This is a genomic window from Lentzea guizhouensis (assembly GCF_001701025.1).
In the GTDB taxonomy this organism is placed as follows: Bacteria; Actinomycetota; Actinomycetes; order Mycobacteriales; family Pseudonocardiaceae; genus Lentzea; species Lentzea guizhouensis.
Genome location: NZ_CP016793.1, coordinates 6409046 through 6432760, shown reverse-complemented (window position 1 = coordinate 6432760; position 23715 = coordinate 6409046). Strand labels below are relative to the sequence as shown.

Below are 23715 nucleotides of genomic sequence, written 5' to 3'. Positions count from 1 at the left end.
CCGCCCCGCCATCCGACCTGTGGAGGGTGAGGACCGTCGTGACCGCGGTGTCCACGGCCGCGATGGCCGTGTCGATGCTGCAGCTGTTCGTGCTGGGAGCGCTCGGACCGGTGCTGGTCACCGAGCTCGGGGTGACCGAGTGGCAGCTCGGCGCCCTGGTGGCGGCCGGGTTCGCGGTGGCGGCGCTGCTGTCGTTGCCCGCGGGGTCGCTGGTCGACCGGGTGGGGCCGCAACGCAGCCTGGTCGGGTTGTTCGTGGTGAGCGCGGTGGCGTTGACGGTGCTGGCCGTCGCCGGGTCGGCCTGGTGGATCGCGGTGGGGGTGGCGCTGGGCGGTGTCCCGCAGGCGCTGGCGAACCCGGCGACGAACAAGGTGGTCCTGGCGGCTGTGGCGCCGGAGCACCGCGGGTCGGTGACCGGCTGGAAGCAGTCCGGTGTGCAGCTCGGCGCGTTCGTGGCGGGTGTGCCGCTCGCCTCCGCCGCGGCGGTGGTGGACTGGCGCTGGGGTGTCGGAGTGCTGGCGCTGTTGTGCCTGGCCGGCGCTGCGGCCACCGCACGGCTCGCGGTGCCCACGCCGCCGGCGAAGAGCGGATCGGGTGACGGCGTCGGTGACCGGGTACGGGCGCTGGCGGCGTTCTCGCTCGCGCTGGGGTTCGGGCTGGCGTCGGTGAACACGTTCTTCGCCCTGTACGGCGTGCACCGGCTGGAGTTGCCCGCACCGGTCGCGGCCTGGCTGATCGCGCTGATGGGGCTGGTCGGCATCGCGGGCCGGGTGTGGTGGAGCGGGGCGGCGGGCAAGGCGGACGATCCCGCGGCGGTGCTGCCGTTGCTGGGACTGGGTTCCGTCGTCTCGGTCGCGGTGGTTGCCTTCGCGGACGTGGCGCACTGGCTGGTGTGGTTCGGCGCGGCGGGGATCGGGGTGTTCGCGGTGGCGGGCAACGCCGTGTCGATGGTCGCGGTGATGCGGGCCGTGCCGCAGAAGCTCGCCGGACGCGCGGCGGCCGTGGCGTCGGCCGGGTTCTTCTGCGGGTTCGCCGTGGGGCCGCCGGTGACCGGGCTGGTCGTGAGCCGGGCCGGCTACACCTGGCTGTGGGTCACCGTCGGGGCGGCGTTCGCCGTGGCGGCCGGGATCGCGTTCCTGGTCACGCGGCGCACGGCGGTGACGGTGTGAGCGACTGGGCGCACGACCTGGTGCACCGGATGTGCGAGCAGGTCGACGAGACCGAAGCCGCGGTGGGAGAACGGTTTCCGCTCTACCTCCACGACGGACGGTGGAAGACCTCCGCTCGCGGGTCGTGGACGGGCGGGTTCTGGGCCGGACTGCTCACCCTGCGCGAGCTCGCCACCGGAGCCGGGGGCGTCGGACCGGTGCGGGACCGGCTCGACGTGTGGGCGGACGCGGACACCGTCCTGCGGGGCATGATCTTCTGGTACGGCAGCGGCGCGGAACGGCTGGGCCTCGTCGCACCGCGCCCCAGCACGGCGAAGGTGGCGGACAGCCTCGCCGGCGACTTCGACCAGGAGCTCGGCGCGATCCCGTGGGGCACCGCGCTCGCCGCCGACGGTCCTCCCGTGCGCGCGGATGGAGCTGCCGGGGTCGTGCCCCTGCTCGAAGCCCACGGCCACCACGACATCGCCCGCCGGCACCGGGACGCGCACCGGAGCCTCGACCCGGACTGGCCGCGGGGCCAGGCCTGGCTGATGCTCGAGCCCGGCAGGAACTTCAGCCTGTCCACAGAGGACAGCTCTGCGGTGGCGATCGCCTCCGTCGCGTTCTTGAAGGCGGGTCGGCGCGACGAGGGCGAACGGCTGCTCCGCAGCTTGCCGGAAGGCGCGGAGTACGACGGCATGACCGGGCTGAAGGTGGTGTGGGGCGACTTCTTCACCTTCCTCGGTGCCGCCGTCGTCACCGGCCTGGTGCCACCTGACGCCTGGTGAGCAGCCTCCGCCCGGTCGTCGTGACGTGCAGCTCGTCCGCGCCGTCGAGGATGCGGGCGGTCCGTGCGACACGCAGCAGCCGAGGCAGACCCGTTGCCGCGGTGAGCCCTTCCGCGCCGTAGACCTGGATCGCGGCGTCGACGGCGGTGTTCAACGCCCGTGCGGCAGCGACCTTCGCCAAGCTCACCTCCACCGGGGCTCGTTCGCCGGCAGCGACCAGCGCGGCGGCCTCACGGGTCAGCAGTCGCGCCGAGCGCACCTCCAGCTCCGACTCGAAAGCGAGCCGCTGCACCAGTTGGCGGTCGGCCAGCACCCCGTCGCCCAGCACCCGCGACACCGCCCGGTCCGCGAGCAGGTCGAGGCATCGCTGCGCCTGCCCGGTCCAGCGCAACGCCCGCAGGGTCCGCCCCAGCGCGAGACGTTCGCCCGCCAGCCGCAGGCCCTGGCCCGGTTCGCCCACGAGGTGCGTCGGCGGCACCCGGACCGCGTCGAAGGAGATCTCGTGCTGCCCTCCGGTGCCCAGCACGTCAAGCTCCCGTTCGACCCGGATCCCCCTTGCCGGCACAGCGATGACCGAGAAGGCATCACCGGTGCGTGCGACGACCAGCACCAGGTCCGCGCGGGCAGCGCCGCTGGTGAACCACTTGCGCCCGCTCACAGTCCACCAGCCGTCGGCGCCGCGTTCGGCCGTGGTCCGCAGCCCCGACGGGTCGGAGCCCGCGACGCCGGGCTCGGTCATCGCGTAGCCCACGTGCACCCGACCGGCCACCAGATCGGTCAGCACGGCGTCCCGGAGCTCCGGCTGTGCGTGCGCGGTGAGCATCCGCACGGTCAGCAGGCTCGACGAGCCGACCACGTCCGGGCCGTGGTCGCTGCGACCCTCGTCCTCGGCCACCGCGAAGTAGCCGGCCAGGCACTGGCCTCCCCCGCCCAGCTCAGCGGGGAGCGGCCGGGCCCACAGCCCGGCATCCCGCGCGAGCTCGCGCAGGTCGAGGCCTCCGCCCGCGTCCAGCTCGGATTCGGCGGGGATGACGACCTCGTCGACGAACTGCCGCAACCTGCTGTCACCTGTCACGCACACATCACACCATCGTGGGAACCCGAATGGCTCTGCGTCCGACCCTTAGGTCATGACGGAAGCCACAGCAGTGCAAGCCTCGGCTCTGGAGGGCGCTACCGCGTCGGTCTCGGGCACGAGCGCGGCGGCACGCCTGATGCGCGCTCATCTGCGCGCCTTGGGAGCCGAGGTCCACGGCGGAACCGCGCACAACGCGGCCGAGGCGGTGGTCACGCTGCGCGGCGGTGACCGGCACGAGGTGATCGTCGACTGGGCCGGGCCGGTGACCGTCCCCGGCCTGCACGACGAGTCGACCGTCCAGGCCGCGTGCGGCGTGATGCACGTGCACGGCAGGCGTTCCGGCTCACCGCGTGGCATCGGCGTCGACCTCTGCGGCACGGCGGCGGGTGTGCTCGGGATGACCGGGCTGCTGGCGGCGGTCCTGCGCGGCGAACCCCGCGTCCGGACCAGCGTTGCCGAGGCGGCCCTGCTGACGATCTCGCAGTACCTGGCGGCCGCGGGAGCGGACGAGGCGGAGGCCGTCGACTGCGGCCCGGCGGTCCGCCGTTCGTCAGCGCCGACGGCGTGCGGTTCGAGGTCGAGGCGCTGGTGCCCGAGGTCTGGGCGGCGTTCTGGAACGGGCTCGGCACCGACGGCGCGGCGGTCCGCGGCGGCTGGAAGCCTTACCAGTTCCGGTATGCGACGGCGACCGCCCCGATCCCCGAAGCACTCCACACCGCGACCCGCGCCGCCACGTTCCGGTACATCACCGAAGTCGCCGCCGTCAGTGGTGCGAGCGTCTGCGCTCTGCACGCCCCGGTCGAACCGATCGCCACCCCGTGGCGCATCCGCCCCACAGCAGGCCCGGCCACCCGCACGAACGGCACGGACCTCGTGGTGTTCGAGGCAGGCCGGCGGATCCAGGCACCGCTGGCCGCGCACCTGCTGGGGCTGTTGGGTGCCACCGTGATCCGCGTCGAGCCACCCGGCGGCGATCCCCTGCGCGGCATGCCCCCGATGTGCCAGGACACCTCGGCCCGCTGGCTGGCGCTCAACCGCGGCAAGGGCGCCGTCGAGATCGACCTGAAGGACCCGGCCGACCGGCAACGGCTGCGCGACCGGCTCGCGGACGCGGACGTGTTCCTGCACAACTGGGCGCCCGGCAACGCCGAGAGGTGGCGGCTGGCGGCGCCTGACCTCCCGGACGGCATCGTCTACGCCTACACGTCCGGCTGGGGCGGCGGTGAACTGCCGGACGTCCCGCTGGGCACCGACTTCATGGTCCAGGCGCGCACCGGCCTGGCCGAGCTCGTCCGTCCGTCCGATGAGGACCCCGCGCCGTCGCTGATGACCCTGGTGGACGTGCTCGGCGGTCTGATCGGCGCCGAGGCGGTGCTCGCCGGTGTGCTCACCCGGCGGCTCACCGGCCGTGGCGTCGCCGTCGAGAGCAGCCTGCTCGGGGCCGCGAGCGCGTTGCTCGCCGGCACGAACGGCCGCCCCGCCCCGGGTTTCCGCGTTCCCGTCGACGGCCGCGTCGAGGGTGTCGACGTGGTCACCGATCTCGCGGCGTTGCCGGGTGATCCCCGCTTCGCCGCCGTTGTGGGCCGCGACGACCGCGGCTGTCCCGCACTCGTCTCCCCGTGGAGGTTCCAGTGACGCTCGCCGCAGCCCCCGTCGTGAAGCACCTGGCCGACCTGGTGCCCTACGAGCTCCGGCGCGGCTGGGCCGCCGAAGGCCTCTACCGCGACCGCGACCTCCACTCGCTGTTCAGAGAGCACGTCCTCGCCGGACCGGACCGCACCGCGATCGTCGACGCGGACGGGGAGCTGAGCTACGCCGAGCTCGACCTGATGGCCCGTTCGCTCGCGGTGGGCCTGGCGGGCATGGGCGTGGAGCAGGGCGACGTCGTCGGCATCCAGCTGCCCAACGGCAGGCTGGCGTGTGCGTTCGACCTCGCGATCGCCGCGCTGGGCGCGATTTCGCTGCCGTACCCGGTGGGGCGAGGCGACCAGGAGGCGGCCAGCCTGCTCAGCCGTTCCGGGGCGGTCGCGGTGGTGACCACGACCTTCTACGGCGACTACCCCTGTGCCCAGCGCACCCGCGCGCTGGCGGGCGAACTGCCCGAGCTGCGGACCGTCATCGCGGCGGGTCACGGCCCGGTTCCCGCGGGATGCGTTCCGGTGACGGCGTTGCTGGCCGCCGACGCGGCCCGCTTCTCCCCCGCCTGCCCCGACCCCGACGGTCCCGCGCGGATCCTGGTCACCTCCGGTTCCGAGGCGGCGCCGAAGATGGTGCTGTACTCCCACAACGCGCTGATCGGCGGCCGTGGCCGGTTCATCGGCGAACTGATGGGCGGCAACCCGGAACTGCGCAACTTCGTCATGGTCCCGCTCGCGTCCTCCTACGGCAGCAACGGCACGTCGGTCACGCTCGCGGTGCATGGCGGAACTCTCGTGCTGTTGCCCAAGTTCGACGTCACCGCAGCGCTGTCGATGATCGAACGCGCTCGCCCGACGCACGTGCTGGCGGTGCCCACGATGCTGCGGATGATCATCGACAGCCCGGAGCTCGACCGGTTCGACACGGCAAGCCTGCGAGTGGTCGCACTGGGCGGTGCCGCCCTCGACGCCACGACCGCCGCACGGGTCCGCGACACGCTCGGCTGCACGGTGGTCAACGTCTACGGCTCGGCGGACGGCGTCAACTGCCACACCGCCCTGGACGACCCGCCCAGTCACGCGGACACCGCGGGGCGGCCCAACCCGTTCGTGGCGCGGCTGCGGATCGTCGACGACTCGCTGCGGGACGTCCCGCCCAGTCAGGTCGGCGAGATCGTGTCGCTCGGCCCGATGTCCCCGATGTGCTACGTCGGCGCACCCGAGCTCAACGAGCGCTACCGCACGCCGGACGGCTGGGTGCGCACCGGCGACCTGGGCCGCATCGACGCGGGCGGCTACCTGCACGTCGTGGGCCGCCGCAAGGACGTGATCATCCGCGGCGGCGTGAACATCAGCCCCGCCGAGGTCGAAGCCCTGCTCGCCACCCACCCCGCGGTGCGTGACGTGGTGTGCGTTCCGGTGCCGGACGAGGTCTTGGGCGAACGACTGTGCGCCTGCGTCGTGGCGGAACCGGCACCGACGCTGCAGGACCTCACCGCGCACCTGGCGGAGCAGGGCCTGGAACCGCGCAAGTTCCCCGAGCGCCTGGTCGTGGTCGACGCGCTCCCGCTCGGCGCGGCGGGCAAGGTCGACCGCCGCGCCGTGCAGGAGCTGGTCAGGCCTTGAGGGCCTTGGTGATCTCCTCGGCGTTGGTCTTAAAGACGCCGAGGAGGTCCAGGTCCGCACCGGGGTAGTTGATGATCTTGACCTGCTTCGCGGACGAGCCGGGCAGCACGGTGCCGGTCGACATGTGCACGTTGTCGAACACGAGATCCGGCTGCTTGCCCGACAGCTCGGCCAGCTGCCCCGGAGTGACCGGCTGCGGGCCGAACGTGCCGACGACCTCGGCACCGGTGATCGCGGCCATGTAGGCCACGAACGCCTGGCTGACCACCTTCGGTGCCTTGCCACCGGCGAACGCACCGCTCACCTGAGCTTTGACGTCCGCCAGCGTGGTGTCGAACTTCTTCAACCACTCCTGTGCTGCCGGCGTCGTGCCGAGCAGGCCTCCCAGGCGCAGCACCTCGGCGCGCACCACCTCCGGCGCGTTCTCGAGCTTGACCACCTCGACCTTCGCCGACCCGCCCGCGGCCTCCTTCAGCCTGGGCGCGAACCCCTCGAACTCCGCGTACAGCACGAGATCCGCCCCGGCCACGGCGGCGAGGTCGGACGGCTTGGGGTCGTAGTCGGCCGCGTGCGCCACGGTCGCCGGCACGACGACCTTCACGTCGGTCGCGCCCGCGGCCTTCGCCAGCGCGGCCTCCCACGCCGTGGCCGCGACGACCTTCTTGCCCGCCGGGGCGTCCGAGGACCCGTTCGGCGCCGCGGGCTGCGCACCGCCACCGCAGGCGGTCAGCGCGAACACCGCGCCGAGCACGACGAGCTTGATCTTCACTGGTCAGGTTCTCCTCATCGGTAGCAGCTGGGCGAGCAGGGCGATCACGCCCGCCAGCAGGACGAGCACCGGACCAGGGGGCTGGTCCAGCACGAGTGCGAGCAACAGGCCGGCGACGGCCACCACGAGCCCGATGCCGATGGACGCGACGACCATCCCGGTCAGCCCGCGTCCGATGCGCCGCGCGGCCAGCGCGGGCAACAACGTCAGCGCGTCCACGAGCAACGCGCCGGTCAGCTTGACGGCTCCGGCGATCGACACCGCGATCACCACGAGCAAGGCCGTCGTCAACGGGCCGGTGCGCACGCCGGAGCAGGCAGCGAGCTCCCGGTCGTGCAACAGCAACGACAGATCCCTGCGCCGCCACCAGAACAGCGCCGGAATAGCCACCGCCAGCACCCCGAGCACCACGAGGTCGACCGGCCGGGTGGACAGGATGGAACCCCACAGCAGCTCGAACGCGCCGTTGGCGTTCACGCCGGAGATCGACAGCACCAGCAGCGCCACGGCAATCGCGAGGCTCATCAGCAAGCCCATCGCACCGGACAGGCCGGCCGAGGTCGTCGCGAACGGCGCGAGCCCGCCACCCGCCAGCGCGCACAGCAAAAGCGCCCACAGCAACGGGTCCGTGCCGGTGAGCAGGCCGATCGCGCTGCCGAGCAACGCCACGTGCATGATCGCGAACCGGACCGGGTAGATGTCGAGCCCGACGATGAGCACCCCGACCGGCGGCAACGCGACCGCGCCGAGCAGCAGGCCGAGACCCGCGCGCTGCACCGGGACCAGCGCGAGCAGGTCGGCGATCACGCGACGTCCCGCAGACGTCCGGCGGCCATCTCCACGACCCGGTCACACGCGTCGGCGACCGCGCGGTCGTGCGTGGCCACCAGCAGCGTCACCGGCAGCTCGGTGAGCACCGCCGCCGCTTCCTCCTGCCCGGCGAAGTCCAGTGCCGCCGTGGGTTCGTCGGCCAGCACCATCCCGGCACCCGCGGCGACGGCACCGACCGCACGCGCGAGCCACGCCCGTTGCGCCTGCCCGCCCGACAGCGTGTGCACACCGGGACTCCAGCCCGCCAGTCCGAGCCGCGGCGGCCTCCCGCCGCCCCGCCGTCACCGCTGCTGTCCAGCAGCTCCCCGAGCAGCAGCGGGAACCGGCCGGTCGACCGCAGCTGCGGAATCCACGCCACCTCGGTGCGCCGCCTGCGCCACTGCGCCGACGTCGCCGCCCGCTCGCCACCGACCTCGACCACTCCCCCGGCGACGGGCTGGAACCCCAGCACCGCACGCAGGAGTGTCGACTTGCCGGAGCCGTTCGTGCCGATCAGGGCGACCCGCGCACCCGCGGGCACGTCGAGGTCGACGGAATGAACGGCGGGATGCCTGCCATAGCGGCAGTGCACTCCCTTGAGCAGCAGGGACAACGCGGTCACGTGCCACAGGTCGTTCACCCGGCCGGGGTAGTTCCCGGCAATGTCAGCCGACTTCGCCGACTCCGTGCCCGGCCGCCCTGACCAGGTCTTCGCGCGCCCGCGCGACACGCGAGCGGATCGTCCCCACCGGGCACCCGGCGACCTCCGCGGCCTCGGCGTACCCCAGGCCGAGGACCTGGGTGAGCACCAGCGCCTCCCGCCGGTCCTCCGTCAGCGCGTCGAGCAGCACGTTGAGCTCGACGACCGCGGTGAAGCCCGACGACGTGCCCTGCGCGCGATCAGCCGCCTGCACCCAGTCGACGTCCGCGGACACCCGAGGCCTCGACCGCGCCATCCGCACCTGGTCGACCACGACCCGCCGGGCGATCGAGAGCAGCCACGTCGTCGCCGACGACCTCGCCTCGAAGTGCCGCAGGCTCGACAACGCCCGCAGGAACGTCTCCTGCGCCAGATCGTCCGCGACCGCGCAGTCCGCGAGGTGGGCGACGAACCGCCACACGTCGCGCTGGGTCGCCCGCACGAACCGCTCCAGGGCGTCGCGGTCACCTCCGCGGGCCTGCAGCGCCCAGCGGGTCACCTCGTCATCTGCGCAGCTCACGAAACTGAATCGTAACGGTGGAACACCGGGGAACTCACCGGCCATTCGGACCGACCACTGGGGTGTGTCCGGTCGATCCTCCCGTCCACCGCTCTCGGCACGACCGGCGCCGTGACCGTCGCCTGAGGCACCACGGCGGCGTGGTCTCCCCACTGCGCCGCTGTCCACCGCCGCGACACCCGCGCCGGGCCCCGTGCCCGGCGCGGGTCCGGGAGATGGTCACGACACGGGCGCATCAGCGCCCACCCCGGCCCGGCGGGTGCGGCAGCTCCAGTGGCACCGCTCGTCCGGGCAGACGCACCGCGGCCGCAGCACGAACCTCGTTCCCCCGCCGTCGTCATGCACCGTGGCGTCCACTTCGAACACCTCGCCGATCCTCTCCGCGGTGAGGACGTCCGCGGGTCGGCCGTGCGCGACCAGCCGGCCGTTCTGCAGCACGGCGGTGGTGTCGGCGTACGTCGCCGCGAGGTCGAGGCTGTGCAGCGCGGCCACCACCGTGACGCCCAGGTCGCGGACCAGCTCGAGCAGGTCGAGCTGGTGGCGTGGATCGAGGTGGTTGGTGGGCTCGTCGAGCACCAGCACCCGCGGCTGCTGGGCGAGGGCGCGGGCCAGCAGCACCCGCTGGCGTTCACCGCCGGACAGGTCGCCGACCCGGCGGCCGGTGAACGCGGTCAGCCCGGTGCGGACGAGCGCGTCGTCGATCGCCGCCTGGTCGGTGCCGGTGAGCCGGTCGAACAGGCCGAGGTGAGGTGTCCGTCCCAGTGCGACGGTCTCCGCGACGGTGAACTCGAAACCGGTGTGCTGTTCCTGCATGAGCACGCCGACGTGGCGTGCTGTCTCCGCAGCGGGCACCGACCACAGGTCGCGTCCGTCGAGGCGGACGGTGCCGGAGTCGGGTCGCCGCGCCCGGTAGACGGTGCGCAGCAACGTGGACTTGCCGCTGCCGTTGGGCCCCACCAGCGCCACGAACTGTCCGGAGTGGACCGTCAGGCTGACCCGGTCGAGGATCGGACGCCCGCCCAGCGCGACACGGACGGAGTCGAGGTCGAGTCTCATGCGTTCTCCTGGGTGGCCAAGCCGCGAGCCCTCATGACGAGCAGGAAGAACGGCACGCCGAGGAACGCGGTCAGGATGCCGATCGGCAGCTCGGCCGGAGCGACCACCACCCTGGCCGCCACGTCTGCCCACAGCAGGAACAACGCACCGAGCAGCACGGTGACCGGCAACATCCGCCGGTGGTCGGCACCGACCAGCATGCGCGCCAGGTGCGGCACGATCAGCCCGACGAACCCGATACCACCCGACACGGCCACGACCGTGCCCGTCAACAGCGTGGCGAGGACCAGCAGGTACCAGCGCAACCTGCTCGCGTTGAGCCCGAGCGCGGCACTGGCCTCCTCGCCGAGCACGAGCGCGTTGAGCCTGCGTGCCCGCACGAGCAGCAACACCGTCGCGCCGACGACCACGGCGGCCGTGACCGGCAGGGTCGCCCACCGCGCACCGGACAACCCGCCGAGCATCCAGAAGATGATCTGCTGCTGGGCGGCGGAGGAGTCGGTGCGGGCGAGCATGAACGACGTCAGCCCGGCGAAGAGATGACCGAACGCGACACCGACCAGGACCAGCCGCATCGGCAACAACCGCCCTCGGTGCCGCGCCATCGCGAGCACCACCGCCACCGCCGCGGTGGCACCGGCGAACGCAGCGAACGGCAACGTCAGCGCACCGAGCACCGAAGCACCGGTCGTCAGCACCAGCACCGCCCCCACCGAGGCACCGTGCGACAGACCGAGCAGGTACGGGTCGGCGACCGGGTTGCGCACGACACCCTGCACAACGGCACCGGCGAGAGCGAGACCGGCCCCCACGAGCGCGCCGAGCAGCACGCGGGGAAACCGGATCCGCCACACGATGAGATCGGCGGCCGCGCCTGTGTCTCCCCCACCGCCCAGGTGGTGCAGCAGGATGCGGGCGACCTCACCGGCGGGCACGCTCACCGGCCCGACACCGGTGGCCAGCAACGTCGACACGACGAGAGCGCCGGCCAGGACGGCGAGCAGAACGGGATGCGGCAGAGCCTCCGCACGGCGCCTGGCAACCGGTGACGCGGGCTGCTTGTCGGTGGTGGTCGTCATGTCAGCCGTGCAGGGCCGCGGCGAGCTGCTCCAGGCCGTCGACGTTGAGCGGACTGGGGAACGAGACCAGGTACTGCGACGTGGAAATGATCTTCCCCTGCTTCCCCGCGGTGGTGTTCGCCAGCAACGGGTTGGCCTTGACCGCCGCCACCAGCTCCTGGCCCTTCAGCTTCGCGAACGTGTAGTCCGTGATGACCCACACGACCTCGGGATCGCGCTGGACGACCTCCTCCGGCGAGATCTCCGCGTGCATCGACGAGACGTCGGAGAAGATGCTCCGCCCACCGGCCATGGTGATCACGGCGTGGGCGATGGTGCCGGCGCCCGAGGTCTGCAGCGGCTGCCCAGCCACCGGGTTGTCCTGCAACACCAAGACCTTCTTGCTTCCGGACGCCTTGGCCGCGACGGCCTTCGCCCGCCCTTCCAGCTCCGCCACGAGCCGTTCGGCACGATCGGAGACCCTGAACACGGCGCCGAGCTTGCGCACGTACTCGTACGTCGGGGCGAGGTCGGTCAACGCCGCGGCCTTGCTCCCGCGCAGACACGAGGTCAGCCCCTTGGTGTTCATCGTGACCAGGTCGGCCTCCTTGGGACTGCCGGGCGGTCCGCCGAACGACTCGAAGCTCGTCAGCACCAGATCGGGCTGCTGCGCCGCGACGATCTCGGTGACGGGCACCCGCTCGGCCAGCACGGGGATCTTCGCCAGCTGCTCCTCGTACGGCGCGGTGTCCGCACTGAACGGCGCCGGAAACCCCGTTCCCACGATCCTGTCGGCAACCCCGAGCCGGACCAGCGTCTGCGCGGCGTACCCGTCCAGGGTGACCACGCGCTGCGGTGCCCGGTCGAACGTGACGTCCTCGCCGGCGCAGTCCTCGACGACGACCGCCCCGCCCGCGGCAGCAGGGGGCGACCCCGCCGCGCCACCGCAGGCGGTCGCCGCGGCCAGCGGCAGCACCGCGACCAACACCAGGATTGCTCGCCTCATCAGGCTGTCGCTCCTCACTCCGTGCCGCGAACCAGCCGGCGGCACCGATGACCACCGCCGGAGATCAGCGCAAGAAAGTGGCCGCTGGTCTCACACCAGTAGTCGTCGCCTGACGCAGAACAGTTCCCGGCGGTCACGATCGTCCATGCAGGACAGTGCGCCGGACTGCGCGCTCAGGCGGAGAGCTCACTCCTCGCCCTGTCCAGGACAGCAGCGGGAGCGGTATCAGGCGAACCGGCGGCATAGGGCGGCTCCGGTGCGTACTCGATGACGAGCTGCACCGTCTGCGCCACCTCGTCCCCCGCGATCAGACCGGCCAGGGTGAGCGCCATGTCGATCCCCGCCGACACGCCTGCCCCGCTCGCGTAATGACCGTCGATGACCACCCGCTCCTTCGACGGCGTCACACCGAAGTCGGCGAGCTGGTCCAGCCCGGCCCAGTGCGTGGTCGCCGTCCTCCCTTCGAGAAGTCCGGCGGCAGCGAGCAGGAAGGTGCCGGTGCACACCGACGCCGTCCACGAACTCGTCCGGTCAGGGCCCGAGCACGTCCAACGAGGTGAAGCCGGGGTGGAGAACGATGACGACCTGCATGTCGGTGTCCTTCCAGTCGTCCAGCACCAGAACGTGGAGCAGGCAGGCGGATCCGACCGCGTCCCGTTCCCGGAAGAAGTCACCGGCTGCCGGGAACCGCGGCGGCATCTCCGCCGACCACTCAGGTGTTGGTGGCGCTCCAGATGCCAACGGGTTGGAAGGGGGAAGGGGGCGAGGGTGTGAACAGGTCTCGCCCCCTTCATCATCCAGGAGACCGAGGTGCTTGTCCCGGCGCACGAGAACCAGCTCACAGCGGGAACCAACCGCGTCCCGTGAACGACCACTGCTGCCACCCGCGTCGAGCAGTGGCGGGTGCCGGCCGCGTGCTGGCGCGCCCGGATGCTGGTGGAGTCGACGCTGACCACGAACGCGACGTTGTCCTCGCGTGTCCCGAGCGAGTCGTCTTTGACGATGACGTGCCGAAGGATCCGCTCCTACGCCCCGTCCGCCGCCGGTGGCTGCACCACCGGCCGCCGTTGCTGCCGCTCTCCGCGGGCAGCAACGGCGGCTCAGGAGCCCAGACCGTCAACCTCGACCAGTCTCAGACCTGCTCAGCACTCCACGGGAGAACCAGTCCGTGGTCGAAGCCATCGGCGCGGAGCAGTTCGAGCACCGCCTCGCTCACCACGAGGTGGCCGGCCTCGGTGATCCCGAGGTCGTCCACGCCCGGCGTGCCGTCGACCCTGAGCCACAGGAGCTCGGGCGGCGAGCCGCCGGGGTTGAAGATCTCGAACTGGTCGGATGCCGTCACCTGCGCCTCCGCCAGCCGGAAGCTCCGGAAACCCGCTCCCTGCAGCCTGGCCGCCGTCCCGGGCACGACCAGGTACTCCGGGGACGTCGAGACGATGCAGTCACCGAGCCAGTCGGCCACCTCGTAGTGCAGGTGTGTGACGACCGGGCGTTCGCCGGTGTGGTCGAGGACCGCGTCGTCGCCGAGGCCTCCGGCCACCTCGGGCCTGATCCGGTAGTAGCTGCCCAACCCCGCCACTCCGTTCATCGCTTCCTCGGGACCATCCACTGTCCCACCTCGTCATCCACGAAGGTCGCATAGTCCAGGACCTCTTGCCTGGTCGGCCTGCGGTTGGCTGCCTGCATCTGGTCGTAGAAGCCGTCCCACATGACCCTGATGGCACTCAGGTGGACGCGGTTGTTGACCTGGCCGCCGGGGAAGCCGCGCAGGTTCTCCGGCGAGTGGATCTCGTCCCACGTGAACAGGCCGGGGTACTTCTTCATGACCTGCTTCTCGACGGCGTGGTGGACCCACATCCCCTTCGGGTTGATGCCGGTGTCCTGGTGGTAGTTGTCCCGGTAGTCGTGCTGGCCGTTGGCGTTGCCCACGGATGCTTGCCCGCGCACCGGGATGGTCGAACCGAACGTCGGCTCGTTCGAGCAGGTCACACCGGTGACCTGGTAGTTGTGGGTGAGCACATCGGTCTGTCCGACACCCACGTAGTAGGTGTGCAGCCCGTCGACGGTCAGGTTGTAGACGCGCCGGTCGTGGTCGGTGAAGGACTGCGCCCAGATGACCGTCGCATCCCGGTTGTCCGCCGTGAGGAACCGGTGTCCAGGCTCGAGGTCCTCGGCGTTCACCCACTTCTGCAGGCTGTCCACCCAGAACGGGTGCTCGTCGGTCGCGACCACCGAGCCCACACCGGACCTGTCCGCGACCCAGATCTTGACCAGCTCGCTGTCGGCCTTGTGCGAGCGGACGTCCGTGACGGTCTTGGTGGCCGTCTGCCCGGTGGTCGGATCCGTCGCCGGCACCGAGTCACCGATCCGCACCGACGCGATCGGCTTGTGCGACCCGTCGGCCATCAGCACCGGGGTGTTCGCGGCGAAGCTGTTGCTGTCGGCGGTCACCGGCGGCCGGATCGGGCACGACGCTCCACCGGAGGCGTCCTGTTTGGCCTCCTTGCCCTTGTCCCCGGGGCGCTTCCTCTTCTTGCCACCGCCTGCCAGGTCGAGGATCTCCTCGGCGTAGGGCACGCCCATCGTGGCGAGGGTTTCCGCCACCTGGGCCTGGGCGGCTTCCTTCACCACCTCCTTGCCGACGCCGAGCATGGCGGTCTTGATCGTCTCGTAGACCTTGTTCAGGTCCTGGACGTTCGTCACCGCGGTCTGCACGACGCGGGCCGGCGCGTTCGGCATCGCCGAGATGATGTTCTTGGCGTTGGCGATGCGCGGCTTCAGCGCCGCCTTGAGGGTCGGGATCGGGTTGGACTTGACCGCGCGGGCGACCGCTGCCTTGGCGACCGCGGTGCGTTTCACCGCCGCCTGGTAGGCGGCTCTGGCCGCGGCGGCTTTGCGTGCGGCCGCTTCTGCTGCCAGTTTGCGCGGATCTGGCAGGCCCTTGCCCGCGGACGGCCCGTCTGCCTTCTTCAGCGGCATGCCGTCCGGGCCCTTGCCCGCGTTGGGGCCGTCGGGGCGCCGCGGGTGCGGGGCGTCCGGGGTGCGCGGGGTCGGCACGTTGTCGGCTCCGCGCATGGCGTCGTAGCCGCGGTTGCCCCACTTCGCCGCGGTGGCGCCCCAGCCGCCGAACGGGATCATGCCCGCCGCCGACAGGGCCGCGTCGGTGTAGTTGCCCTCGGCGAGGTACCAGACGGCGTTGATGCCGTCGGCGATCTCACCGAGGCCGGGGACGAGGCCCGCGACGTCCAGCGCCGTGTGGCCGATGGTGGAGATGTTGTCGCCGACCCACGAGATCGCGTCGCTGAACCAGCCGTGGCCGTCGGGGTCGAAGCCGTTCAGCGGTGAGCCGACGCCGTAGACGTAGCGGTTGAAGCCCGCCGAGCCGGGACCGCCCTGGGTCACCGAGTCACGCGACGTGAACGAACCCGACGAAGGCTCGTACCAGCGCGCGCCCATGTTGACGTGACCGCTGTCGGGGTCGGTCCAGTCGCCCTGGAAACCGACGTTCCGCTTCGTTCCCGAGCTCGCCGTCGGCTTGCCCCACGGGTCGTACGAGACCGAGTCGCGCACGTCCGCGGAGGTGGAGTCCAGCCCGGCGACCACGTCGCCGTGCTTGTCCGACACCAGCAGGCGCTTGTCGGCACCCGAGCCCAGCGACAGCAGCTCGCCGGACAGGCCACGGCCGTACACGGAGTCCGTGTCGCTGACCGGGTCCATCAACGGGCCGGAGTACTTGAACTGCTTGCTGCCCCGCGAAGTCGGGCGGTCGAGGCCGTCGTAGGCGTAGGTGGCGCTGCCGACCTTGATCAGGCGGTCGAAGGCGTCGAAGTCGAACTTCTCCTCAAGGCCGGAAGAAGTGCGCGACGCACGTGTGCCACGAGCGGTGTAGGTGTAGGTGTAGTCGCCATCGGACGTCACCCGGTTCCGCTCGTCGTAGACCGCGGTCTTGGTGCCGTTCTGCACCCTGTTGCCCGACTTGTCCCACGCGTAGGAGACCGTGCTGCCGCCGGAGGTCCACGTCTTCGTGCGACCGAGGTCGTCGTAGGTGTAGGTCTGCTCACCCGCACCCGCGGTCCCCGCGGTGGTCTTCTTCGTCAGCCGGTCGGCGAGGTCGTACTGGTAGCCGATCGACGAGACCACGGCACCGGCGGCGTTCTTGATGACGTCCGACGACTCACGGCCGAAGCTGTCGTAGCCGAACGTCCGGATCCGGCCGCCGCCGTAGTTCATCGTCTCGAGCATGCCCGCGGTGTTGTAGCCGTACGCGACGACACCGCCGGTCACACCGTCCTGCACCGAGGACAGCCTGCCCCTGTCGTAGTGGAACAGGGCGTTGCCGGACGCGTCCGTCCGCGACTTGAGACGGCCCGCCTCGTCGTAGTCGAACGTGGCGTCGCCGGACGGACCGGTCGCCGAGGTCAGCAGCCCCCGGCCGTTGTAGTCGAAGGTGTTGACGCCGCCGGGGGCGCTGACGGTCTTCGTCCTGCCGGCCGCGTCGTAGGTGATGTCCCGGTCCGAGGTGGCCGCGGACGCGCCGGCGCCGGTCTCCTTGGCGAGCCTGCCGAGTGCGTCGTAGGTGCGGGTCCGCGTGACCCCACCGGGTGCGGTGATCACGGTCGGCCGCCCGCTGCCGTCGTAGGCGGCGGTCCACCTGCGGTCCGCCTCCGCCGGGTGCGCCGCGGTCGCCGGCTCGACCACCGACTCGGGCTTGCCGAGGGAGTTGTACGTGTAGAAGGTGCTGTTCCCCCGGCCGTCGGTCACTCGTGTGCGGCGACCCGAGGTGTCGTAACCGAACGACGTGGTGATCGTCTCGGTCGCGGACACCGGCTCCTCCAGCTTGGTCAGCTGGCCGAGCGCGTCGTAGGTGTGCCTGGTGACCTTGTTCAGCGGGTCGCTGGAGGTGAGCAGGTTGCCGGCGATGTCGTAGCCGTACCTGCTGGTGCGCAACGTCTCGCCGGTGGGCGCGATCGACACGTCCGCGGTCTTGTTGCCGGCCTGGTCCATGCGCTTGTACGTCGCACGGCCCTGACCGTCCTTCGTGTACACCTGGTTGCCGAAGCTGTCGTAACCGAACTGGGTGACCACGCCGGCCGGGTCGGTGACGCTGGTCCGCTGACCCAGCTTGTCGTACGCCATCCGGGTCACCTCGTTCTTCGGCGAGGTGATCGTCTCCAGGTTGCCCGCCGCGTCGTAGGTGAGCCTCGACTCGAACGCCGCGGGCTGTGGACGCGTCTCCAGCACGGTCTGGGTGACGGGCCTGGAGAACTGGTCGTAGGTCGACTGCTGCACGGCACCTGTCGGGTCCTCAGTGGACAGCAGGTCACCGTTGTTCGTGTAGGCGTAGAACCAGCTGCCGCCCGCCTCCGCGGGTGCGTCCGGCTTCGGGTCGCGCTTCTCGACCAGGCGGCCGCGCTGGTCGTAGTACATCCGGATGACCGCGCCGGACGGGTCGGTGGTCTTCACGGCACGGCCCATCGGGTCGTACTCCGCGACCACCGCGGCCGTCTTCGTCTCGGTGCTGCCAGGTGCCCGGTAGCCGGGCGACTCGGTGCGGACGGTGCGGCCCGCCTTGTCGTACGCCATCTTCATGACGTCACCGGCGGCGTTGCGCACCTCGGTGACCTCACCGAAGGCGTTGTAGCCGGTGACGGTGGTCGGCCGGGTGACCGACGGCGCCTTGCCGTACTCCTCCGTGGTGACCGGCGGCGAGATCGTGGTCGTGGCACGGCCGCGCTCGTCGTAGCGGTACTCGGTGGTGTGGTCGACGGGCACGCCACCGGTGACGTTGCCGCGCGGCGCGATGACCGAGGTGACCTGGTCGCGGTCGTCGTAGACCCGCTTCGTGGTCACCGGGCCGCTGGGCCCGACCAGCGTCTCCCTGGTCTGCCTGCCCCACGTGTCGTACTCGAAGTCGACGACCTCGGTGAACGCGGCACCGAACGGACCCGCGTTCGAGTACGCGCCGCTCTTGGTGACCTTCGTGACGTTGCCGCTCAGGTCGTAGTTGTAGTCGGTGCGCCTGCGCAGGGTGTCCGGCTCCTGCACGGAGGCCTTGACCCGGCCGGTCGCGTCGTACTCGTGCGTCGTGACCTTGCCGCCGAGGCCGATCTGACGAGTCAGGTTGCCCGCGGCGTCGTAGGTGTTCTGCTGGATCGAGACGAACGGGGTCGTGACCAGGTCGTCCGCCTTGGCCCTGATCTCCTTCACCAGACCGTCGTTGTAGTACGTGTAATGGGTCTGGCGGCCCATGGCGTCGAGCTGGAGCACCAGCTTGCCCGTGTGGTCGTACTGGTTCGACTCCAGCACCAGGTCCGGCAACGGCTCGTCCGGGTCGAGCGGCTCGACCCGCGACGCACCGGGCGTGATCGCCTTGCCGTGCCAGCCGACCAGCCTCACCTGCGACACCTTGTTGCGCGCGGTGTAGGTGTAGACGGTCTTCACGCCGTTCGCGTCCACTGCCCACGTGCGGTTGCCGAAGTTGTCGTAGCCGAACGACGCCTCGTTGCCCTCCGGCCCGATCGTCCTGGTCATCCGGCCGTAGTCGTCGAACTCGAACGTCGAACGGCGCGGGTTGCCGGGGTCGGCGGAGTCGACGAGCTCGGCGACGGTGGTGTTGCCGTCCTCGTCGTACTGCGTCTTCGCCGTCTCGGTGCGGGACTGGCCGGTGACCGCGTTCTTCACCGCCGGGTAGGTCAGCTCGACGACGCGGCCCAGCTTGTCGTACTTGTACGTCGTCGTGGCGCCCGCCGGGAACGCCGTCGAGTACTCGGTGGCGGTCTTCTTCCTGCCCAGCACGTCGTAGGTGAACACCGTGCGCAGGCCGGAGGGCGACTTCGTCTCGGCGAGATCACCGTTGGCGTAGTAGCTGTTGATCGTCGTCGCACCCCGCGGGTCCGAAGTGGACTTCAGCAGCCGAGCGGGCTCCTTCGCCGTCGTGGAACCGAAAGCCGTTGTTTTGCCGTCGGTGTACGTGTGGAACGTCGTTCCCCCGTCGGGGTTCGTCTCCTCCAACAGGTCGCCGAAGTCCGTGTACACCGATCTGGTCAGGTACGTGTCGTCGGCGGGACCGGACGAACGCGCGTCCCGCGTCTGGACCAGCTTGTCGGTCTTCGGGTCGGTCGGGTCCGCCGTCGGCGCCTGGTAGGTGTAGTGGGTCGTCTGGCAGTTGCCCTCCTCCCGGCAGCTGATCTTCTTCGTCAGGTTGCCCCGGTCGTCGTGCACCAGGGTGGCCCTGTTGCCGATCTCGTCGGTGATCGTCTGCTGGAAGCCGGACTCGTCGTAGTCGAACAGCCGGACGCCGAGGGCCACCACGAGGCCGTTGCAGGTGATGTTCCCGTCGGGGTTCGTGGTGCAGTTGCGGCCGATCACGTCCTCCGGCCTGGTCGCCGCGCCGAGCGGCGTGACCTGGCGCAGGATGCGGCCCTTGAGGCCGTCGAAGTCGAGGTACTGCGGCCGGCCACCCGGATCGACGACGCGCACCGAGCGGATGATGTTGCGCTCGTCGCCGCCGATCGTCGGCACGCCCAGCTGCCAGCGGCCACCGTCGCTGTCGACGTACTCCTTCATGCGGTCGTGCACGTGGTCGTATGAGACCGACGCGGCGACCTTCATGCTCGGCATGCGCACGGTGGTGATCTGGTTGCCGGGCTTCTGCGCGAGGAAGTGCGTGAGCACCTGGTTCTCACCGAGCGGGCGCGCGTAGAACGCGAGCTCGTCGACGTGGCCGGAGAAGTGGGTCCTGCCCGCGGCGATGCCCGGGAACGCACCGACCGTGTGCGCCGTGCCGACGTAGGCGTACTCCAGGCGCGGGTGGTCGATCACACCCTCGCGGCTGCCGATCTTGGCGCCGTCGAGGTACAGCGACTGGGTGGCGAGCGATCCGGACAGCACGACGTGGTGCCAGTTGCCGTCGCGGACGCTGCCGGTCGAGGTGATCGGGTCGATCCGCCCGTTCCAGAACTGGCCGCGCAGCTTGCCGTCCGAGTCGACGTACAGCACCGGCACACCCGCGCCGGGCGTCTGGTCGACGGCCTTGTCCTGGTAGCTGAACAGCGGACCGGCCGAGGTCGTCTTGAACCACAGCTCGACGCTGAGGTCGCGGTGCTTGTTGACGCTCTGCTCCGGCAGCTGGACGTAGCTCGTGCCGTTGAGCTCGACGGCCCTGTCGTCACTGCCCTCCAGCGCGCCGGGCCGGGCGTGGTTCGGGCCGATGTTGACGAACTTGGCCTTGTCCTTGCCCAGCTTGACGCCGATCTGGCTGCCCGCGTCGTCACCGCCCGCCTCACCGAGGCGCCAGTAGGAGTCCGGCCGCGAGTCGAGCACGACGCTGCGGTAGTGCGAGCCGTTCTCGTACTCGTAGCGCGTGCACTTCGCGTCCGGGTTGCAGACCTCGAGCAGCCGGTCGCCGTCGTAGACGTACTTCCACTCGAGCGCGGCGCCGTCGACCGGCTCGGTGCGGACGTGCTCGACGTGGCTGCCGTCGGCCTTCCACGCGAACGTCAGCGTGCGGTTGCTGGTGCGGCTGATCGCCTTCCACAGCTTGCCCGCGGTGTCGTACTGCAGGTCCACCAGGCGACCGGCACTGTCCTTGACGGACGTGACGGGGCCGTCGAAGCGGAACGTGTAGACCGTGCGGTCCTTGTCGACCAGCTGCCAGCCGGTGTTGTCCGGCAGACCGGTCAACGTCGCGGCGCGGCCGGGCGGCGGGGTGTAGCTGCCGTCGGGGTTCTGGCCGAACCGGACCTGCTGGCCGTCCGGGTAGGTGACGATGACGTTGCCGGAACCGTCGGCGTCCGGCTGCACCCGCATGTCGTAGCGGGAGGACCAGCCGCTGCCGAAGGTGAGCTTCGCGCGCGGGTCGAGGCTGTTGTACGTGCGGGCGACGTTCAGCTCGGGGCCGACGGTACCCGCGGCCGCGTCGATCGCCGCGGTGGTGTAGTTGCCGACCATCGGGTCGAAGCCCAGACCGTTGCCGGTGTAGGGCGCGTTGCCCATCCGCGAGGTGACCTCGGGCTGCGGCACCGAGGTGATCAGCGCGGAGAACTTGATGCCCTCGCTCTCCGAGCTGCCGTCGTAGAGGAAGGTGCGCCAGTAGAAGACCCGGTCCCAGCGCAGCTTCCCGGCCGGGACGGTCCAGTAGACGTTGTCGAGCCAGCCGGAGTCGAAGCAGCTGACCGGGTTGCCCGCGTCGTCCTGCTCGCAGACCTGGAACTTGTACTGCAGCGGGTCGTTCTCGTGGTCCTCGCCCTTCGCCCACAGCTGGGGCCGCAGCGTCTCGACGCTGGCACCGGCGAGCGGGTACTGGCCGGTGACGACCGGCGGGATGTTGAAGACCTCCAACGTGATCCGCGCGGGCGCGACCTGCTCGTCGGTGAACGTCAGGTCACCGCGGCGCATCGTGAAGTCGAGCACGTAGCTGCCGACCGGCAGCTTCTCGATGTTCGCCTCAAGCGTCGCCTCGCCGCCCCGCGGGATGCCGCCCGCGGGCAGCTGCGCGGCGAACTTCACGCCCTGGTCTTCGTTGTTGTTGGCCTTGAAGAGCTTGTACGCCAGGTCGTACTGGGCCTGTGGCCAGTCGAGGGCGCTGGTGTTGGTGACCTTGACCTTGACCTTGCCGCCCTGCTGGCTGGTGACCGGCGGGTCCGGGATCGGCTGTTCGATCTGGTACTTGGCGTTGTACGGGCTGTGCGTCACGAACAGCTTCGGCGGGTTCGCCGAGTTGCCGGTGAAGCGCTTGAAACCGCTGTTGTTGGCGTAGGTGCCGGCACGCAGCGCGATGCCGTGGTCGGCGGCACCGGTGACCCAGCCCTGCACCATCTGCTCGCCGGCGATGCCGAGGTCGATCAGCTCGGGTGCCGCGGGGCAGGGCGAACGGGTCTGTCCGACGGCCATGAAGCCGTGCGAGAAGGAGGCGCCCGCGATCGGCGGGCTCATCGCCGGGCCGTCGGCGCCGCTGGTGCTCCACGGCGCCGCGACCCGGTGGACGGTGAGCGGCTGCGGCTTGCACGTCGTCGAGTCGAAGTTCACGACCTGCAGCTGGGCACCGAAGATCTTGTGGTTGCGCAGGGCGCTCGCGACCGCGGGGAACTGGACCAGCGAGGTGTAGCGCACGCCGCCGTTGTTGCCGACGAGCAGTTCGGTGGGGTTGCTGATGCGGCCACCGCTGCTCGTGACCTGCATGCTGCTGAGCTTGCCGGAGGCCTCGAAGACGCTCGGGTCGACCAGCACGGGGTACACGCGTGCGGCGTCGTCGAGCCACGCCGAGTCGAGCGAGATGCGCAGGGTCTGTCCGTTGTCGACGATCTCGTAACGGACGCCGTGGGAGATGGCCGCGGCGGAGTCCTCGCCCCGGACGGAGGAGTCGATCATGTAGCCGGGCGGGATGCGGAGCTTCTCGCGGCCGCGGTCGTCCACCAGTGACACCGCGCCGTCGACGACGCGGGCCGAGAGTCCCTTGAGGCGCAGGGGGAAGTCCCAGGTGCGGGCAGCGGCGCGGTCACGCAGGACCAGCGTCTCCTTGGCGCCGCCGGCCACGGACTCGATCTGGAGATCGGTGTGGTCCGCGACGCCGGGGTAGGTGATGGTCGTGCCGTCGAGCCGTCCGGCCACGTTGCGCGCGCCGCGCATGCCGTAGGCGAACTCGTGGGCGTCGTCGAGCTTGAGCCTGACGAGGTCGGCCGCGCCGGCCGCGTTCGCGACGCGCAGGTCGACCCCGTCGGACCTGTTGCGCCACTGCCCGTTCTCCGCGACCAGCGACGGGTCGATCCGCGCCCAGGTGCCGTCCTGGCGCTGGTGGTTGATCGGCGCGTCGCTGAACTGCGTGGTCAGCGTGCCGTCGGTGTTGCGGTACGTGCTCTCGTGCGTGCCGCGCTTGTCGACGAGCTCCTTGCTGGTCGTGGCGTTGAAGCCGGCCGGCCGCACGGCCGGGTCGGTGACCTTCGCAGCGTTGCGCGCGCCGTCGGTGACCTTCCGGTAGTCCGGGACGGCGTGCTTGGACTGCTCCGAGACGGGCATGCCCCGGTTGCCCTCACGGCTGTCGCTTTCGGACGCCAGCCCGTCGGCGCTGCCGGAGTCCTGTTCGGACGCCAGCCCGCGCGCCTTCTCGAGCTGCTCGGCGAGCGTGCCACCGCCCGGCGACCACGGCCAGATCGGGAACCCGGGGCCGGCGACACCGGCGACCAAGGTGACGGTGAGCAACAGCCCCAGCAACGGCACCAAGAACACGGGCGCGCGGAAACGCCCGGCGCGACGGCCGACCATATTGATCTTTCCCCCAGGTAAGGCCCATGTGAAGCAGGCGCCGGGCAGCATAAGTGCGTAAAGCAACCTTTTACAACCCCTGTAAGCCTCGTCACCTTGTGTAACGAAACCCGGGTCTGCCATCCCGCTCACTCGGCTCTCCCGCAGTAGCCGAACCTCTGGTACAACCTGCGAAGTCGACATCCATGGGGGATGACAGCAACTACCGGACGCGTGCCCACGCACGCGTGTTTTCGCGTGTCCGGGCAGGGGGCTCAGCT

General features: G+C 70.8%; 17 protein-coding genes. 4 read left to right on the top strand and 13 right to left on the bottom strand.

The annotated features are described in order from the left end of the window. Positions 1-26: 26 nt before the first annotated feature. Positions 27-1169: an MFS transporter gene (locus BBK82_RS31415; protein ID WP_154697604.1), complete on the top strand. Its 1143-nt coding sequence runs from the start codon at positions 27-29 to the stop codon at positions 1167-1169. Next, entirely contained in the window at positions 1166-1936 is a 771-nt protein-coding gene (locus BBK82_RS31410; RefSeq protein WP_065918225.1) for a hypothetical protein, read from the top strand. The genes BBK82_RS31415 and BBK82_RS31410 overlap by 4 nt, the downstream gene beginning before the upstream one ends. Here the strand turns inward: BBK82_RS31410 and BBK82_RS31405 are convergent. Together BBK82_RS31405 and BBK82_RS54630 are read right to left on the bottom strand one after the other, a co-directional pair. After that, entirely contained in the window at positions 1905-3011 is a 1107-nt protein-coding gene (locus BBK82_RS31405; protein ID WP_218920387.1) for an acyl-CoA dehydrogenase family protein, read from the bottom strand. The two genes, BBK82_RS31410 and BBK82_RS31405, sit on opposite strands and share 32 nt — an antisense overlap. Positions 3012-3158: 147 nt before the next feature. After that, the gene (locus BBK82_RS54630) at positions 3159-3371 is read right to left on the bottom strand and encodes a hypothetical protein (protein ID WP_065918223.1); all 213 of its coding nucleotides are present in this window, start codon (positions 3369-3371) and stop codon (positions 3159-3161) included. A 207-nt stretch (positions 3372-3578) separates the two neighbouring features. Between BBK82_RS54630 and BBK82_RS31395 the strand changes: the two genes are divergently transcribed. After that, positions 3579-4649, top strand: coding sequence for a CoA transferase (locus BBK82_RS31395; RefSeq protein ID WP_065918222.1), 1071 nt, complete (start codon positions 3579-3581; stop codon positions 4647-4649). Continuing rightward, positions 4646-6277 (top strand): AMP-binding protein, encoded by a 1632-nt coding sequence (locus tag BBK82_RS31390; protein ID WP_237047676.1) that lies wholly within the window; start codon positions 4646-4648, stop codon positions 6275-6277. The genes BBK82_RS31395 and BBK82_RS31390 overlap by 4 nt, the downstream gene beginning before the upstream one ends. Here the strand turns inward: BBK82_RS31390 and BBK82_RS31385 are convergent. The 11 genes from BBK82_RS31385 to BBK82_RS31340 all read right to left on the bottom strand — a co-directional run bounded on the left by BBK82_RS31385 (position 6267) and on the right by BBK82_RS31340 (position 23455). After that, positions 6267-7046: a metal ABC transporter solute-binding protein, Zn/Mn family gene (locus BBK82_RS31385; RefSeq protein ID WP_065918221.1), complete on the bottom strand. Its 780-nt coding sequence runs from the start codon at positions 7044-7046 to the stop codon at positions 6267-6269. The genes BBK82_RS31390 and BBK82_RS31385 overlap by 11 nt on opposite strands. 3 nt (positions 7047-7049) lie before the next feature. Beyond that, complete coding sequence (locus BBK82_RS31380) at positions 7050-7853, bottom strand: metal ABC transporter permease (protein WP_065918220.1); 804 nt, start codon at positions 7851-7853, stop codon at positions 7050-7052. Between the two features lie 88 nt (positions 7854-7941). Continuing rightward, positions 7942-8496, bottom strand: coding sequence for an ATP-binding cassette domain-containing protein (locus tag BBK82_RS31375; RefSeq protein WP_218920386.1), 555 nt, complete (start codon positions 8494-8496; stop codon positions 7942-7944). A 25-nt stretch (positions 8497-8521) separates the two neighbouring features. After that, positions 8522-9121 carry a sigma-70 family RNA polymerase sigma factor gene (locus BBK82_RS31370; protein WP_065918219.1) on the bottom strand — a complete coding sequence of 200 codons (600 nt, stop codon included), beginning with the start codon at positions 9119-9121 and terminating at the stop codon, positions 8522-8524. A gap of 174 nt (positions 9122-9295) precedes the next feature. Then, positions 9296-10132, bottom strand: coding sequence for an ABC transporter ATP-binding protein (locus tag BBK82_RS31365; protein ID WP_065918218.1), 837 nt, complete (start codon positions 10130-10132; stop codon positions 9296-9298). Further along, positions 10129-11211: a FecCD family ABC transporter permease gene (locus BBK82_RS31360; protein ID WP_083268280.1), complete on the bottom strand. Its 1083-nt coding sequence runs from the start codon at positions 11209-11211 to the stop codon at positions 10129-10131. Before BBK82_RS31360 ends, BBK82_RS31365 begins: the two co-directional genes overlap by 4 nt. Before the next feature lies 1 nt (position 11212). Next, positions 11213-12196 carry an ABC transporter substrate-binding protein gene (locus BBK82_RS31355; RefSeq protein WP_083268279.1) on the bottom strand — a complete coding sequence of 328 codons (984 nt, stop codon included), beginning with the start codon at positions 12194-12196 and terminating at the stop codon, positions 11213-11215. Between the two features lie 173 nt (positions 12197-12369). Beyond that, on the bottom strand, positions 12370-12702 hold the full coding sequence (locus BBK82_RS54625; protein ID WP_065918217.1) for a DJ-1/PfpI family protein: 333 nt from the start codon (positions 12700-12702) through the stop codon (positions 12370-12372). Between the two features lie 25 nt (positions 12703-12727). Next, positions 12728-12895 (bottom strand): hypothetical protein, encoded by a 168-nt coding sequence (locus tag BBK82_RS54620; RefSeq protein WP_237047674.1) that lies wholly within the window; start codon positions 12893-12895, stop codon positions 12728-12730. Between the two features lie 433 nt (positions 12896-13328). Continuing rightward, the gene (locus BBK82_RS31345) at positions 13329-13784 is read right to left on the bottom strand and encodes a hypothetical protein (RefSeq protein ID WP_065918216.1); all 456 of its coding nucleotides are present in this window, start codon (positions 13782-13784) and stop codon (positions 13329-13331) included. After that, positions 13781-23455, bottom strand: a complete 9675-nt coding sequence (locus BBK82_RS31340; protein ID WP_065918215.1) for a polymorphic toxin-type HINT domain-containing protein — start codon at positions 23453-23455, stop codon at positions 13781-13783. Before BBK82_RS31340 ends, BBK82_RS31345 begins: the two co-directional genes overlap by 4 nt. Between the last annotated feature and the right edge of the window lie 260 nt (positions 23456-23715).

Bases quoted from the DNA above. Each gene is read 5' to 3' on its own strand.
- BBK82_RS54630 (WP_065918223.1), bottom strand. From the start codon at position 3,371: ATGCCACGCGGTGAGCCGGAACGCCTGCCGTGCACGTGCATCACGCCG.
- BBK82_RS31370 (WP_065918219.1), bottom strand. From the start codon at position 9,121: ATGGCCGGTGAGTTCCCCGGTGTTCCACCGTTACGATTCAGTTTCGTG.
- BBK82_RS31365 (WP_065918218.1), bottom strand. From the start codon at position 10,132: ATGAGACTCGACCTCGACTCCGTCCGTGTCGCGCTGGGCGGGCGTCCG.
- BBK82_RS31360 (WP_083268280.1), bottom strand. From the start codon at position 11,211: ATGACGACCACCACCGACAAGCAGCCCGCGTCACCGGTTGCCAGGCGC.
- BBK82_RS31355 (WP_083268279.1), bottom strand. From the start codon at position 12,196: ATGAGGCGAGCAATCCTGGTGTTGGTCGCGGTGCTGCCGCTGGCCGCG.
- BBK82_RS54620 (WP_237047674.1), bottom strand. From the start codon at position 12,895: ATGCCGCCGCGGTTCCCGGCAGCCGGTGACTTCTTCCGGGAACGGGAC.
- BBK82_RS31345 (WP_065918216.1), bottom strand. From the start codon at position 13,784: ATGAACGGAGTGGCGGGGTTGGGCAGCTACTACCGGATCAGGCCCGAG.
- BBK82_RS31340 (WP_065918215.1), bottom strand. From the start codon at position 23,455: ATGGTCGGCCGTCGCGCCGGGCGTTTCCGCGCGCCCGTGTTCTTGGTG.